The sequence below is a fragment of the Streptomyces sp. NPDC059080 genome (assembly GCF_042739975.1).
GTDB lineage: Bacteria > Actinomycetota > Actinomycetes > Streptomycetales > Streptomycetaceae > Streptomyces > Streptomyces benahoarensis.
Map to the genome: position 1 here is coordinate 12,830 of NZ_JBHYGX010000061.1, position 14,690 is coordinate 27,519.

Annotated in this window: 12 protein-coding genes; 3 read left to right on the top strand and 9 right to left on the bottom strand. The window is 72.8% G+C overall.

From position 1 onward, the window contains the following. Positions 1–46: 46 nt before the first annotated feature. Positions 47–619: a M48 family metallopeptidase gene (locus tag ACFWWQ_RS28380; protein ID WP_384601973.1), complete on the bottom strand. Its 573-nt coding sequence runs from the start codon at positions 617–619 to the stop codon at positions 47–49. 248 nt (positions 620–867) lie between these two features. Here ACFWWQ_RS28380 and ACFWWQ_RS28385 point away from each other — a divergent pair, with 248 nt between their 5' ends. After that, on the top strand, positions 868–2,004 hold the full coding sequence (locus tag ACFWWQ_RS28385; protein WP_384601963.1) for a ThiF family adenylyltransferase: 1,137 nt from the start codon (positions 868–870) through the stop codon (positions 2,002–2,004). A 34-nt stretch (positions 2,005–2,038) separates the two neighbouring features. Next, the gene (locus ACFWWQ_RS28390) at positions 2,039–3,448 is read left to right on the top strand and encodes an ABC1 kinase family protein (protein ID WP_384601964.1); all 1,410 of its coding nucleotides are present in this window, start codon (positions 2,039–2,041) and stop codon (positions 3,446–3,448) included. Positions 3,449–3,482: 34 nt separating this feature from the next. Here ACFWWQ_RS28390 and ACFWWQ_RS28395 read toward each other — a convergent pair whose 3' ends face one another. The 5 genes from ACFWWQ_RS28395 to ACFWWQ_RS28415 all read right to left on the bottom strand — a co-directional run bounded on the left by ACFWWQ_RS28395 (position 3,483) and on the right by ACFWWQ_RS28415 (position 7,331). Next, positions 3,483–3,695, bottom strand: coding sequence for a hypothetical protein (locus ACFWWQ_RS28395; protein ID WP_384601975.1), 213 nt, complete (start codon positions 3,693–3,695; stop codon positions 3,483–3,485). Between the two features lie 136 nt (positions 3,696–3,831). After that, the gene (locus tag ACFWWQ_RS28400) at positions 3,832–4,149 is read right to left on the bottom strand and encodes a hypothetical protein (RefSeq protein WP_143943842.1); all 318 of its coding nucleotides are present in this window, start codon (positions 4,147–4,149) and stop codon (positions 3,832–3,834) included. Continuing rightward, positions 4,146–4,499, bottom strand: a complete 354-nt coding sequence (locus ACFWWQ_RS28405) for a WhiB family transcriptional regulator (protein ID WP_030280963.1) — start codon at positions 4,497–4,499, stop codon at positions 4,146–4,148. The genes ACFWWQ_RS28400 and ACFWWQ_RS28405 overlap by 4 nt, the downstream gene beginning before the upstream one ends. A 116-nt stretch (positions 4,500–4,615) precedes the next feature. After that, positions 4,616–4,939 (bottom strand): hypothetical protein, encoded by a 324-nt coding sequence (locus ACFWWQ_RS28410; protein ID WP_384601965.1) that lies wholly within the window; start codon positions 4,937–4,939, stop codon positions 4,616–4,618. 142 nt (positions 4,940–5,081) lie between these two features. After that, on the bottom strand, positions 5,082–7,331 hold the full coding sequence (locus tag ACFWWQ_RS28415) for an ATP-dependent DNA helicase UvrD2 (protein ID WP_384601967.1): 2,250 nt from the start codon (positions 7,329–7,331) through the stop codon (positions 5,082–5,084). A 446-nt stretch (positions 7,332–7,777) separates the two neighbouring features. On the opposite strand from ACFWWQ_RS28415, the gene ACFWWQ_RS28420 reads away from it, so the two are divergent. Then, on the top strand, positions 7,778–8,035 hold the full coding sequence (locus ACFWWQ_RS28420) for a glutaredoxin domain-containing protein (RefSeq protein ID WP_143944853.1): 258 nt from the start codon (positions 7,778–7,780) through the stop codon (positions 8,033–8,035). A 175-nt stretch (positions 8,036–8,210) separates the two neighbouring features. Here the strand turns inward: ACFWWQ_RS28420 and nudC are convergent, their stop codons facing one another. The 3 genes from nudC to ACFWWQ_RS28435 all read right to left on the bottom strand — a co-directional run bounded on the left by nudC (position 8,211) and on the right by ACFWWQ_RS28435 (position 14,506). Continuing rightward, a complete protein-coding gene (gene nudC / locus ACFWWQ_RS28425) occupies positions 8,211–9,146 on the bottom strand; it encodes an NAD(+) diphosphatase (protein ID WP_143944854.1) in 936 nt (311 codons plus the stop codon). Positions 9,147–9,213: 67 nt separating this feature from the next. After that, a complete protein-coding gene (locus ACFWWQ_RS28430; RefSeq protein ID WP_384601969.1) occupies positions 9,214–10,614 on the bottom strand; it encodes a dipeptidase in 1,401 nt (466 codons plus the stop codon). A gap of 10 nt (positions 10,615–10,624) precedes the next feature. Then, the gene (locus ACFWWQ_RS28435) at positions 10,625–14,506 is read right to left on the bottom strand and encodes a UvrD-helicase domain-containing protein (protein ID WP_384601971.1); all 3,882 of its coding nucleotides are present in this window, start codon (positions 14,504–14,506) and stop codon (positions 10,625–10,627) included. Positions 14,507–14,690 lie beyond the last annotated feature (184 nt).

Sequence of the window (14,690 nt, forward strand, 5' to 3'; positions counted from 1 at the left end):
CACTGACAATGCGGGATGCCGGGCGTGTGACCGGCGCCGGCCGGTGTCAGTCGTCCGGTTCGGACGGGTGCGGCAGCCGCTCGGCGGCGGCGATGCCTTCGAGGTAGCCCCGGGCCCGTTCGGTGCGCGGGTAGGCGTCGAGCAGCTTCCAGAACCGCGGGCCGTGGCCGGGCACCAGGAGGTGGGCGAGTTCGTGCAGCAGCACGTAGTCGACGACGTATTCCGGCATGCCCTGGAGGCGGTGCGAGAGGCGGATGGTGCCCTCGGCGGGGGTGCACGAGCCCCAGCGGCTGTTCTGGTTGGTGACCCAGCGCACCGACGCCGGGCGGGCCTCGCCGCCCAGGAACCGCGCCGACAGTGCGGCGGCCCGCTCGGTCAGCTCCGCGTCGCCGGGGCGCCGCCTGCCGTCCTTCGCGGCGAGCCGCTCCAGCATCACGGCGACCCAGCGTTCCTCCTCCGCCCGGGACATCCGGTCCGGTATCAGGACGACGGTGCGGTCGCCCTCCCGGCGGGCGGAGACGGTGCTGCGCCGACGCGCGCTGCGCCGCACCTCGACGGGGCCGGACGCGGTCGGGGTGCCGGTGGTGGAGCCACGGGGGTCGGGGGTGGCGGGTCGCAGGGGGTTCTCCTTCTCCGCGGTGGACGGGTGACCGGCCGGTGGGCCGCGCCCGAGGCTACTCGCGGCCACTGACATCCGGCCCCGGCCGGAGACGGCCCGGTCGTCCACAGCCCGTCGCATTCGTATGACCGCGCGGCGCGGGCCTGTGGACAACTCGGGGGGTATTCCGGCTGTCGGCGCATGCTGTGTTCACACACCGCGGAGGACCGCGGACAGACCGGTGAACGGGGGCGGATGCGATGCGTCCGATGATCAAACCGGCGCTGCGGCGCGGTTGGCTGGACAGGGCGACGGTGCGGTACGGCGTGGCACCGGCGCACGCGGTGGTGGTGGGGCCCGTCGACATCGCGACGGGCTACTTCCTCGACATGATCGACGGCACCCGCACCATGGACGAGCTGATCGCCCAGGCCCATGCGCTGGGCCTGTCGCCCGCCCGTGCGCGGGGTGTGGTGGAGCGGTTGGGCGCCGCGGGGCTGCTGGAGGTGGCGTCCGGGGGCGGTCCCGGGGCCGACGCGGTCCGGGCGGACGGCGCGGCCTGTGCCCGGCTCCGGCCGGACCTGGCGTCGCTGTCGGTACGGTATCCGGAGGCCACCGGCGCGTGGGGACGTATAGGGGCGCGGCGGGCGGTCCGCGCGCGGGTGCGGGGCGCGGGCCGGGTAGGAGCGGCCGTCGCCGCGTTGCTGTCCGCGTCGGGCATCGGCCGGGTGGAGGTGCTGGACGGCGGGAAGGTCGAGCCGTGGGACGTGCTGCCCGGCGGGTATCGCGCGGATCAGGTCGGTGAGCGGCGGGACGTGGCCGCGCGGCGGCTGGTGCGGGACGCATCGCCGTGGGGGCGTGTCCCGCGGCCGGTGGTCCCGGTGAGCGAGTCGGGCGAGCCGGGTCTGTCCCTGGTGGTCCTCACCCCGCGGGACGATCTGGGGGCGTACACCCCCGATCCGCTGCTGTCCGAGCCGCTGTTGACGGCCGGTATCCCGCATCTGTACGCGGGCGTGATGGAGGGGACGGGTGTGGTGGGGCCGCTGGTGGTGCCGGGCCTCTCCGCGTGCGCCGGCTGCGATGAGCTGCGGCGTACGGAGGCGGAACCGGCGTGGCCGAGGCTGCTGGCACAGTGGCGGTCGGGCCGGGGCTCCCCCGCGGTCCCGGCGTGTGACGCGTCGCTGGCGACGACGGTCGCGGGACAGGCGGCGACGCAGGCGTTGACGTTCCTCGACGGGACGTTGCCTCCGTGCACGGGCGCCCGGCTGGAGTTCGCGCTGCCGGGTGCGGGCATACGCACCTCATCGATCGTGCCGCACCCGGAGTGCGGGTGTGGTGCCGCGCGGTCGGCGGCGTCCGACGGCGCCTCGGATCCGGAGCGGCGGCACGCCACAATGACGGAGTAACCCCGCTTGGGGACAGTGTGAGTTGGAGGGGCGCATGTCTGATCTTCCCCGCAAGGCGGTCACCCGCACCGCCAAGCTGGCCGCGCTGCCCCTGGGGTTCGCCGGTCGCGCCACCTGGGGCCTGGGCAAGCGGATCGGCGGCAGGTCGGCCGAGATCGTCGGCCGCGAACTGCAGCAACGCACCGCCGAACAGCTCTTCAAGGTGTTGGGTGAGCTGAAGGGCGGGGCGATGAAATTCGGGCAGGCACTGTCCGTCTTCGAGTCGGCGCTGCCGGAGGAGGTGGCCGGTCCCTACCGGGCGGCGCTGACCAAGCTTCAGGAGGCAGCACCGCCGATGCCGACGAGCACCGTACACACGGTCCTCGCCGAACGGCTGGGCGAGGAATGGCGGGAGCTGTTCCAGGAGTTCGAGAACAAGCCGTCGGCCGCCGCGTCGATCGGCCAGGTACACCGGGCGGTGTGGCACGACGGCCGTCCCGTCGCCGTGAAGGTGCAGTACCCGGGCGCCGGTGAGGCACTGCTGTCGGACCTCGCCCAACTGAGCCGCTTCGCCCGCCTGCTGGGCCCGCTGATCCCCGGCATGGACGTCAAACCGCTGATCACCGAGTTGCGGGACCGGGTGGCGGAGGAGCTGGACTACGCGCTGGAGGCCGAGGCGCAGCGGGCGCACGCCGCGGAGTTCGACGGCGACGGGGACGTCCGGGTCCCCGCCGTGGTGCACCAGAGCGATCAGATCCTGGTCACCGAGTGGCTGGGCGGTATACCGCTGGCGGAGGTCATCGCCGACGGCACCCCGGAGCAGCGGGACCGCGCGGGGCAGTTGCTGGCCCGGTTCCTGTTCTCCGGCCCGGCACGTACGGGACTGCTGCACGCCGACCCGCATCCGGGCAACTTCCGGCTGCTGGCCGACGACGGGCCGGTGAGCGCCTGGCAGCTCGGCGTCCTGGACTTCGGGACGGTGGACCGGCTACCCGAGGGCCTTCCGCCGGCGATCGGCAACGCGCTGCGGATGACGCTGGATGGGCAGGCCGAGGCGGTCTACCGGCAGTTGTGCGACGAAGGGTTCGTGAAGGATTCCATCGACCTGGACCCGGAGGCGGTGCTGGAGTACCTGCTGCCGGTCATCGAACCGGCGCAGGCCGAGGAGTTCACCTTCACCCGGGAATGGATGCGGCGTCAGGCCACCCGCATCGGCGACCCTCGCTCCCCCGCCCACCAGCTGGGCAAGCAGCTCAACCTCCCCCCGGCCTACCTGCTGATACACCGGGTGACGCTGAGCACCATCGGAGTCCTGTGCCAACTGGGGGCGGAGGTCCGGCTGCGCGACGAACTCATCGACTGGCTACCGGGCTTCGTCCCCCTGGATGAGCCCGCCGACGAGCCGGACGAGGAGGAGACGGCGGAGCTGGATGGCCGCGTGGCGGCGGAGGAACCCACCGGCTGACACCGGGGCGCCGCGGCTCACCGCGCGGTGGAGGTCACCAGCCGACGGAGTCCAGGCGCCCTTCGATGGCACGGAGGTTCTCCCGCGCACAACCGTCGCAGAAGTAGCGGCGGACGCCGTTCTCCACCGAGCAGGTCCACAGCGGCGGACTTCCCTCAGCGACGGCGCCGCAGCGGGCACAGGAGGTGCCGGGGGCAGCGCCGTCCCGGCTGCCCGTGCTCGTGCCGGGGCCGTCCCCGGCTTCGATGTCGGTCTCGGCCGTCGGCTGCTGCGCCGTGCCGTGCGTCGTGCGGTCCACCGTACGACGATATCCCCGCAGGCCCCGCCACGACGGAGACACGCGCCCGGGGCCCGCCCAGCCGGGCGGGCCCCGGGCTACCGCGTCACTGCATCACGGCCATGGCCAGGGCGCGGCGGGCGCGGAGCGACGCGCGTTCCGCACGCCGCTGCATACGCCGCGCGGCGGCGAGCCGGTGGCCCCTGTGTTCGGACTCGGCTTGTTGCAGGCGTTCGTGCACATGGGCACGCGCCAGGGCTTCTGGGATGAGTTGCATTTCGAGGTTCCTGTTCTGACGCGACTCGATCGCACCGGAGTTCACGGGTGCGGGCATTTCGGTGACGGTGGGGTTCATCGCTGGGTCCTGCTTCCGGGGGTCCCGCGTACCGGGACGGTCGATCGTTCCTGTGCCGCGGGTGTTCATGCCGCGACCGGGTTCTTGCGCGGACGGCCCCGCGGACGCTTCCGCGCCACGACGACACCCTGAACGAACAGCTCACCGCCCCAGACACCCCACGGCTCACGGCGGTCCTTGGCACCCGCCAGACACGCCTCACGTACGGGGCAGGTACGGCACAGCGACTTGGCGTACTCGACGTCCGCCGGGGACTCGGCGAAGAAGACCTCGGGGTCATAGGTCCGGCACGGCACGGCGGCGCCGAGACGGTCGATTTCGTTGTCCAGCTCGGTGAGGGGCAGCAAGGAGTTCTCCTGGGGATCGGGCGGAGGGATCAGGTCGGTCGCTACGGACGGGGTGTGCGTCTGCAGTTGCACGGTGTGTGTTCCTCGTCTGTGTGGCCCGGCGGTGGCCGGGCGCTGGGCAAACAAAAGGGCCGCGGATCCCGGTGGGGGTTCCGCGGCCCTGGAAGGCGCCGACCTGATCATGCCGATCAGGCTGGATCTCTCCAGGGTTCAAGGCCGCGGTAGGCCCACGTTTCATGCTGGCGGTACTGCTGCTGGGATCCGGCACCATTGGCTGCCGAGGGGGCAAAGGCATTCGCCACTGCCGCCACTGCCGCTACCGCAGGTGCCTGCGCCGGTCGCGCACTGCGCTCCTCCGCCACGAGGGACAGGAGGGTCTCGGGGCGCTTGACCTCGGCACCGGAGAGACGGCTGAAGCCGGACATACCGGTACCCAGGAGCGAGGAGCCGAGAGAGCAGGTGGCGACGACCGAACGATCGGTCATTTTGTTCATCTCGATGAAGCTGATCATTGGGCTCGCCTCCTCTCGGCGTCTCGGTGGACCGGGAATCCCGTTCCAAACATGTTCAAGTACAACACGGATACTTCCGGACTCGGAAGCCCGTCATCACCGTGCTTCCGAAGGCTATGGGGATGCCGTCCGCGCGCGCAAACTATTTTTCCGACGAGTTTTCCGCGGCTACCCCACCGCCCTCATCGCCGCCTTCCCCAAGGCCCTCCGCCACGCCGTCGCCGAGCTCCTCACCTGCACAGAGCGCCAGCACGTCCGCCCCGAAACGGTCCAGCTTCCGCCGTCCCACACCGGAAATCTGCGCCAGCTCCCCCGCCGACCCCGGAACCGCCTCCGCGATGGCCATCAACGTCTTGTCGGTGAACACGCAAAATGTCGGCTGCGACAGCCGCGCCGCCTGCTCCGCCCGCCAGTCACGCAGCCGCTCGTGCAGCCCCTCATCCAGCTCCGACGGGCAGTCCTCGCACCGCATCAGCTTCATCTCGCCCGCGTCCGTCAGCGTCCGCCCGCACACCCGGCACCGGGCCGGCTTACGGTCCCGGCGCCGGAAACCACCAGACACCCCGCCCGCGCCGCGCTCCACACCGCCCACGGCCGCACCCGCAGCGCGGCGCGGCGCGGCGCCGCCGCCAGGCCGCAGACCGTCCAGGAACCGGCTGGGACGCCGCGACGCCCGGCCCCCCGGCGAACGCGCCAGCGACCACGACAGCGCCAGGTGCTCCCGCGCCCGTGTCACCCCCACATACAGCAGCCGCCGCTCCTCCTCGATCTCCGCATCGGACGTCGCATGCGAGATCGGCATCATGCCCTCGGTCAGCCCCACCAGGAACACCGCGTCCCACTCCAGGCCCTTCGCGGCATGCAGCGACGCCAGCGTCACGCCCTCAATCGTCGGCGCATGCTGCGCCCGTGCCCGCTCGTCCAGCTCCGCCACCAGATCCGCCAACGACGCCTCCGGGCGCGCCCGCGCGAAATCCTCCGCCAGCCGCATCAACGCCGCCAACGACTCCCACCGGTCCCGCACCGCCCCCGAACCCGCCGGCGGCTGCCCCGTCCAGCCCTTCGTGCTCAGCACCGCCCGCACCTGCGACGGCACATCCACCACATCGTCCAAAAGCGCGTCATTCCCCCCGAAGCGCGCGGCGCTGCGCAACGCCACGCCCGCCTCCCGCACCTCCGGCCGCTCGAAGAACCGCTCCGCGCCCCGCAGCAGATACGGCACGCCCGCATCCGCCAGCGCCTGCTCGTACACCTCGGACTGAGCGTTGATGCGGAACAACACCGCTATCTCACCCGCCGACACCCCCGACGCGATCAGCTCCCGGACCCGCCGGGCCACGCCCTCCGCCTCCGCCGGCTCATCGGTGTACTCGACGAACACCGGCTCCGGGCCCGGCGCACGCTGCGACACCAGCTCCAGACGCTGCTCCGCCGCCCGCCCTCTCGCCTGCGCCAGCACACCGTTCGCGAGATGCACCACCTGCGGCGTCGAACGGTAGTCCCGCACCAGCTTCACCATCGTCGCCCCCGGATGACGCGTCCGGAAATTCAGCAGATGATCCGGGGTCGCGCCGGTGAAGCTGTAGATCGTCTGCCCCGGGTCACCCACCACGCACAGCGAGTCCCGCTCCCCCAGCCACAGCTCCAGAAGGCGCTGCTGCAACGGGCTGACGTCCTGGTACTCGTCGACGACGAAATGCTGATACTGCGCCCTGACCTGCTCCGCGATGTCATGCCGGTCCTGCAGCACCCCCACCGTCAACAGCAGCACGTCCTCGAAATCGATGACGCCGCGCTCCCGCTTCAGCTGCTCGTACATCGTGTAGATCTGCCCGACCTCGGCCGCATCACGAGGCGCCACGCGGCCCGCCTTCACCAGCGCCGCCGGATAATCCGCCGGAACCGTCTGCGTCACCTTCGACCACTCGATCTCCCCCGTGACCTCCCGCAGCTCCGCGCGGTCCAACCGCACCCGGCACCGTGCCGCCGCCTCCGCGACCACCTGCACCTTCCGCTCCAGCAGCCGCGGCACCTCCCCGCCCACCGCCTTCGGCCAGAAGAACTGCAACTGCCGCAACGCCGCCGAATGGAACGTCCGCGCCTGCACCCCACCCGCACCCAGCTGCCGCAACCGGCCCCGCATCTCCCCCGCCGCCCGCGCCGTGAACGTCACCGCCAGCACACTCGCCGGCTGCACCACCCCCGACCGCACGCCGTACGCGATCCGATGCGTGATCGCCCGGGTCTTGCCCGTGCCCGCACCCGCCAGCACACACACCGGACCACGCAGCGCCCTCGCCACCTCGCGCTGCTCCGGGTCAAGCCCGTCGAGCACCGCGTCGGCCGAATCCGGGACCTGCGGAAAAAGAGAGGAATCCGATGCTGCAGTCACCCCGCCATGCTGCCAGGTCCGCCACCGGACCCCCCAAAACTGTCCACAGGGGACCCGGCACCGGTACTACCGCAACAGCCCGCTGTGGACAGCCGACGACGCTCCGAGCCGAAATCTGCTGGAGTGGGGGAACGACAGCAGCCGGGCGCTTGGAGCCAGGATGGCCGGGTGCTGCCGGGTGGGCGCAGAGGCTGCCGGGCTGGATCGTGGGGGTGGTGGAGGAGGGGTGGGGTGGGGTGGGGGCGGGCCCCCGGGGTGGGGAGGGGGAGGCGGGGGGAAGGGGGGCGGGGAGACCCCCGGGAATGCTCCAGCCCTCCGCTGCGTTCTTCCATGACGTCGCCACTCCGACTGCCCCCTGAGGTTCCGGTCGGAAGCGGCTCGGGCTACGGGTCCGGGCCGGTACGGCGGCTTCTGTTCGAGAGTCTTACCGAAGGAGCGCGGGACGCATGGCGGGCACTGTGACGATGTACAGCACGACCTGGTGCGGTTACTGCCGTCGGCTGAAGGGCCAGATGGACCGCGAGGGCATCGCGTACACCGAGATCAACATCGAGCATGACGCCGACTCCGCGGCGTTCGTGGAGAAGGCGAACGGCGGCAACCAAACGGTGCCGACCGTGCTGGTGGTTCCCCCGTCCGGCGGCGAGAACATCGTCATGACGAACCCGAGCCTCAATCAGGTCAAGCAGGCGCTGGCCGTCTGAGGCACCGCGCGCCGTCCGTGCCCTCTCCGAAGTTCTCCGGGGAGGGCACGGTCGTGTCCGGGTAACCCACGCACGGACGCAACCGTCCGGAGGAGAACACGGGCGAAGGCAGGCGCCGACACCACGGCGGCGCTCCCTCGCCTCACCCGGGAAAGCGCCGCCGCGCATCGCCCCGTCAGGGCTTGGGCAGCGGTTTGCCGTACCAGGATTCGATGAGGCGGGCGGCGATGGAGATGCCGTACGGGGGCAGGACCTCACCGGATTCGAAGGCGGCGCGGAGGTCGTCGCGGGAGAACCAGCGGGCCTCCTCGATCTCCTCGCCGTCGACGTGTATGTCGGACGAGGTGGCGCGGGCCATGAAGCCGAGCATCAGGCTGGAGGGGAACGGCCAGGGCTGGCTGGCGACGTATTCGACGTCGCCGACGACGACTCCGGCCTCCTCGAAGACCTCGCGGGCCACGGACTGCTCGATGGATTCGCCCGGTTCGACGAACCCGGCGAGGGTGGAGAAGCGGCCTTCGGGCCAGTGGACCTGGCGGCCGAGGAGGGCGCGGTCCTGGTCGTCGGTGACGAGCATGATGACGGCGGGGTCGGTGCGGGGGTAGTGCTCGGCGCCGCAGGCGGGGCAGCGGCGGATGTGTCCGGCGGCGGCGATGACGGTGCGTTCGCCGCAGCGGGAGCAGAAGCGGTGGAGGCGCTGCCAGTTCTCCAGGGCGACGGCGTGGACGAGGAGTCCGGCGTCGCGCGGGGAGAGGAGCAGGCCGGCTTCGCGGAGTCCGGCGGCGCGGGCGGACTGGTCGAGGCGGCCGGGGAGGGCGTCCTTCTGGAGGGCGAAGTAGCTGATGCCGTCGTCGTCGGTGCCGAGGTAGTAGCGGTGGGCCTCGGTCAGGGGCGCCTCGAAGGAGGGCGTCGTGATGAGTTCGGTGCGGCCGTCGGGGGTGTCGTCGATGAGGGCCTGACCGCCGGAGACCACGAAGACGCGCGTGGAGGGGTGGCTCCAGGCCGCCGCGAGCCATGCCTCGTCGAGGCGGTGGTGTGCGGAGCGGTCGATGCCGCTCGGTGCGCTGAAGGTGATCGGCCGGTCTGCGCGGTGGTCGGTCCAGGTGGTCACTGCTGTCTCCAACTCCCCCTGTGGCGTGGGTGGTTGCTGCGTGCGGGGCGGTGGGCGGGGTGGCGGGTCAGGTGGTGTGCCAGTTCTCCGCGAGGTCGCCCCAGAGGTGCGCGGTGGTTTCGGCGCCCTTCAGGAGGAGGTCGAGTTCGACCTTTTCGTTGGGGGCGTGCCAGCCGTCGGAGGGGATGGAGATGCCGAGGAAGAGGACGGGTACGCCGAGGACGTCCTGGAGGTCGGCGGCGGGTCCGGAGCCGCCTTCGCGGGTGAAGCGGATCTTCTGGCCGAACGCGCGGCCCATGGCGCGGACGACGGACTGGAGCGCGGGGTGGTCGAGGGGGGTGAGGCAGGGGCGGGTGGCGCCCCAGAAGGTGAGGGTGTGGCGGATGCCGTCGGGGAGGTTCGCGGCGACCCAGTCGCGGACGGCCTGCTGGACGGCGCCGGTGTCCTGGCCCGCGACGAGGCGGAAGGAGAGCTTCAGCTGGGCGGTGGCCGGGACGATGGTTTTGCCGCCGGGGCCCTGGTAGCCGCCGGCGATGCCGTTGACCTCGGCGGTGGGGCGGGCCCAGATGCGTTCCAGGGTGGTGTGGCCGGCTTCGCCGAGGGTGGCGTGGGAGTGGGCGGTGCTCAGCCAGGCGGTTTCGTCGAAGGGGAGCTCGGCGAAGAGGGCGCGTTCCTGGTCGGTGAGGGGGATGACGCCGTCGTAGAAGCCGGGGATGGTGACGCGGCGGTCGGCGTCGTGGAGGGCGGCGGCGAGGCGGGCGGCTTCGGTGGCGGGGTTGGGGACGGCGCCGCCGAAGGAGCCGGAGTGGATGTCCTGGTCGGGGCCGTGGAGGTCGATCTGGCAGTCGGTGAGGCCGCGCATGCCGGTGCAGACGGTGGGGGTGTCCTTGGACCACATGCCGGTGTCGGAGACGATCACGGCGTCGCAGGCCAGGCGGTCGGCGTGGCGGGCGATGAGGTCGGGGAAGTGCGGGGAGCCGGATTCCTCTTCTCCTTCGATGAGGAGTTTGAGGTGGACGGCGGGGGTGGTGCGGCCGGTGGCGGCGAGGTGGGCGCGGACGCCGAGGGTGTGGAAGAAGACCTGGCCCTTGTCGTCGGCGGCGCCGCGGGCGTAGAGCTTGCCGTCGGCGGTGTGCGGTGCGAAGGGGTCGGTGTGCCAGCCGTCGTCGCGGGTGGCGGGCTGGACGTCGTGGTGGCCGTAGACGAGGACGGTGGGGGCGTCGGGGTCGTCGCTGGGCCAGTGGGCGTAGACGGCGGGGTGGCCGTCGGTCTCCCAGATCTCGGCGGTGGGGAAGCCGGTGGCGGTGAGCTTGGCGGCGAGCCATTCGGCACTGCGGCGCACGTCGGGGGTGTGGCCGGGGTCGGCCGACACGGAGGGGATGCGCAGCCAGTCGGCGAGGTCGGCGAGGAAGGTCTCGCGGTGGGCCGTGAGGTACGCGTGGACGGCGCTGTCCGGGGTGGTGCTCATGAGTCCGAGCCTATCGGCCTTCCGGGTGAGGACGGTCGGGGGTCGCGCCGCGGAGGATGCGTTCGAGTTCGGGGCGTCCGGGGAGGTCGGCGGGGCGGATGAGGGCGCCGGTGCGGACGTGGAGGAAGGCGGCGTCGACGGCGGCGGGGGGCAGGTGGTGGCGTTCGGCCCAGGCGAGACGGTAGATGGCGAGTTGGAGGGGGTCGGCGTCGTGGGTGTGGCCGGTTTTCCAGTCGATGATCTCGAAGCGGTCGCCGCCGTCGGGGCCGGGTTCGGTGTAGACGGCGTCGATGCGGCCGCTGATGACGCGTCCGGCGAGGGTCATACGGAACGGGGCTTCGACGCGGTACGGGGCGCGGTGGGCGTAGGGGGTGCGGGCGAAGGCTTCCTTGAGGGCTTCGAGGTCGCTTTCGTCGGCGATGTCGGGGTGGGCGCCGGGGTCGGCGCCAGGGAGGTCGTCGGGGTCGTGGAGGGGGAGGGTGAGGTCTTCGTGGCGGGAGGCGACCCAGGCGTGGAAGCGGGTGCCGCGGCGGGCGGCGGGCTGGGGCGGGCGGGGCATGGGGCGGGCGAGTTCGCGGGCGAAGGCGTCGGGATCGGCGGCGAGGCGCATCAGCTGGGTGGCGCTGAGGGCGTGCGGGAGGGGCACGTCGCGGACGGTGGCGCGGGCGCGGCGGAGTTCGGCGGCGAGGGCGTCGAGGTCGCGGTCCCAGGAGGCGAGGGTGCGGTGGTCTTCGGGGAGGAGGGCGGCGTCGTGGTCGGCGGGGGCGTGGCCGGTGCCGTCGTAATCGGTGCCGCTGTGGCCTGCGGTGTCGTGGCCGGTGGGGGCGGCGTGCGGGGCGTCGGCTCCGGGGTGGCGGGGGCCGGGGACGGCGGGGTGCTGCGGGGTACGGGCCGGAAGCGGGTCCGCCTCGCCCGCGAAGAGGTCGGTGTCGTCGGCGTCGGGGCGAGCTGACGTGTGGGCAGGGCCGTCCGCCGGGGCGTGGCCAGGTCCGTCCGCCGGGCCGGGCTTAAGGCTGTCCGCCGGGCCGGGCGTGGGTCCGTCCTCGCCGTCGGGGCGGACGGACGCGGCTTCGTACGGATCGGTGTCGCCGTACGGGCCGGGGCCGCCGTACGGGTCGAGCTCCTCGTACGGATCGGGTACGTCGAACGGATCGGGGTCGCCGTAGGGATCGGGGGCGTCGAACGGATCGGGTACGTCGAACGGATCGGGGTCGCCGTAGGGATCGGGTGCGTCGAACGGGTCGGGCTCATCGCCGGGGCCGGGGCCGTCGTACGGCGTCTCGGCGCGCGCGAGGCCACCATCATGGCGCGGGTCCGGGGCCTGGTCAGCCGGAGTGGGCGGCCCCTGCGGCAGACGGGAGAGGTGGGCCCGCACCGTGGCCGCGGCCGTGCGGCGGTGGGTGGTGGCGGTGGGGTCGAGGGGCAGGGGCCAGTCGTGGGTGGTGGCTTCTGTGGTGAGGGTGGGGTTCTCGGCGCCGTCCTCGGGGGCGTCGGTCCAGGTCTCGATCTCGCCGTGGCCGGCCTCGCAGTGGGTGCGGAGGGCTTCGAGGAAGGCGGACGGGCCGCGGGGGCGTTTCTGCTGGGGGCCCCACCAGTGGCCGGAGCCGAGGAGGAGGGAGCGGGGGCGGGTGAAGGTGACGTAGCCGAGGCGGAGTTCCTCGGTGGACTGGTGGTCCTTCATCGCCTCCTTGAACGCCTTGAGGCCGCGGGCGTCGAAGGTGCCGACGTCGGGGAGGGTGGCGGCGTCGCCGCGCAGGGTGTGCGGGAGGACTTTGGGGCGGGTGGTCCAGGAGTCGCGGGGCTGTTCGCTGGGGAACTGCTTGGCGACGAGGCCGGGGACGGCGACGACGTCCCATTCGAGGCCCTTGGACTTGTGGGCGGTGAGGATCTTGATGGTGTTGTCGCCGCCGGGCAGGGAGCTGTCGAGGCCCTTTTCGTGGCGGGCGGCGGTGCGGAGGAAGCCGAGGAAGGCGGCGAGGGTGGCGTCGCCGTCGAGGGCGGCGCCGCCCTGTTTGGCGGCGAACCCGGCGGCGGTGTCGAGGAAGGTGGTGAGGGTTTCGCGGCGGCGGGCGGCGAGGGCGTGCGGGGAGGCGGCCAGTTCGACGTCGAGGCCGGTGGTGGAGAGGACGCGGTGGAGGACGTCCATGAGGGGGTCGCCGGTGCAGCGGCGCAGTTCGCGGAGTTCGGTGGCGAGGTAGGCGAAGCGGACGCGGGCCTCGGGTGAGAAGGGGAGGCCGTCGTCGGGGCCGTCGGCTTCGAGGAAGGTGTCGAGGGCGTCGGCGAGGGAGAGGGTTTCGGCCGGGTCGGTGCCTTCGACGGCTTCGGCGAGGCGGCGGGCGGGGTCGTCGGCGGGGCCGGTGTGGTGGACGAGGGTGCGGGCGCGGCGTCCGAGAAGGGCGAGGTCACGGGGGCCGATGCGCCAGCGGGGGCCGATGAGGAGGCGGACGAGGGCGGCGTTGGCGGTGGGGTCCTGGAGGACTTCGCAGATGGCGACGAGGTCGGCGATCTCGGGGAGGTGGAGGAGTCCGGAGAGGCCGACGACCTCGACGGGGAGGTCCCGGTCGACCAGTTCGCTCTGGATGCGGGCGAAGTCGGTGGCGGTGCGGCACAGGACGGCGATCTCGCCGGGTGGGGTGCCGGTGCGCACGAGGTGGGCGAGGTGGCCGGCGAGCCAGGTCAGCTCTTCGGCGTGGGTGGGCAGGAGGGCGCAGCGGACGGTGCCGTCGCGTTCGGCGCCGGGGGCGGGGCGGAGGGCTTCGACGCCGGTGTGGCGGGCGCGGAGGGGGGCGGCGAGGGTGTTGGCGAGGTCGAGGAGGCGGCCGCCGCTGCGGCGGTTCTCGCTGAGGGCGTAGCGGCGGGCGGGGGTGCCGTCGGGGAACGGGAAGTGTGCGGGGAAGTCGTCGAGGTTGGCGACGGAGGCGCCGCGCCAGCCGTAGATGGCCTGGCAGGGGTCGCCGACGGCGGTGACGGCGTGGCCGGTGCCGCGTCCCGCGTCCGGTCCTGATCCGGCGCCGAAGAGGCCGGAGAGGAGGAGGCGCTGGGCGACGGAGGTGTCCTGGTACTCGTCGAGGAGGACGACGCGGAAGGCGTCGCGGAGGAGGGCGCCGACGTCGGGGCGGGTGGTGGCGAGGGTGGCGGAGAGGGCGATCTGGTCGCCGAAGTCGAGGAGGTCGCGGCGGCGTTTGGCATCGCGGTAGGCGGCGACGAGGGTGGTCAGTTCGCGGCGGGCGCGGGCGGTTTCGGGGACTTTCCGCAGGTCGGCGTTTGTCAGCGGGTGGTCTTCGAGGGTGGTGAGCAGCTCGGTGTCGTACGCCTGGAGGCGGGCGGGGGTGACGAGGTGTTCGGCCAGCTCGGCGTCGAGGGCGAGGAGGTCTTCGACGAGGGTGGGGAGGGAGGTGGTGAGGGCGGGGAAGGGGCCCTGGGCGGCGCGCAGGACGCGGGCGGCGAGCTGGAAGCGGGTGGCGTCGGCGAGGAGGTGGGCGCCGGGCTCGATGCCGATGCGCAGGCCGTGGTCCTTGAGGAGGGTGCCGGCGAAGGCGTGGTAGGTGGAGATGCGGGGTTCGCCGGGGTGGGTAGCGTCGTCGGCGGGAGTGGTGGGGTCGTCGGCGGGGGTGGTGACTCCGGCGGCGTGGAGGGCGGTGCGGACGCGGTCGGCGAGTTCGCCCGCGGCTTTGTTGGTGAAGGTGAGGCCGAGGACCTGTTCGGGGGCGACCTGGCCGGTGCCGACGAGCCAGACGACGCGGGCGGCCATCACGGTGGTCTTGCCGGATCCGGCTCCGGCCACGATGACCTGCGGGGCGGGCGGCGCGGTGATGCAGGCCGTCTGCTCCGGGGTGAACGGGATGCCGAGGAGTTCTTTGAGCTGCTCGGGGTCGGTGAGTGGCGCGGGCACATCGAAAACGGTAACGGGCGGGACTGACAATCCGGGTCGGGGCGGGGTGGTACCGGGGCTGGTACCGGGGCTGATACCGGGGGTGACCTGCGGAGATGTCGTTACGGGGCGGGCGGCGGGCGAACGGCGGGAGCCGGGCGGCGGCCGGCGGCCGGCGGGCGGCGCCGTGGCACGGCGCCGGGCC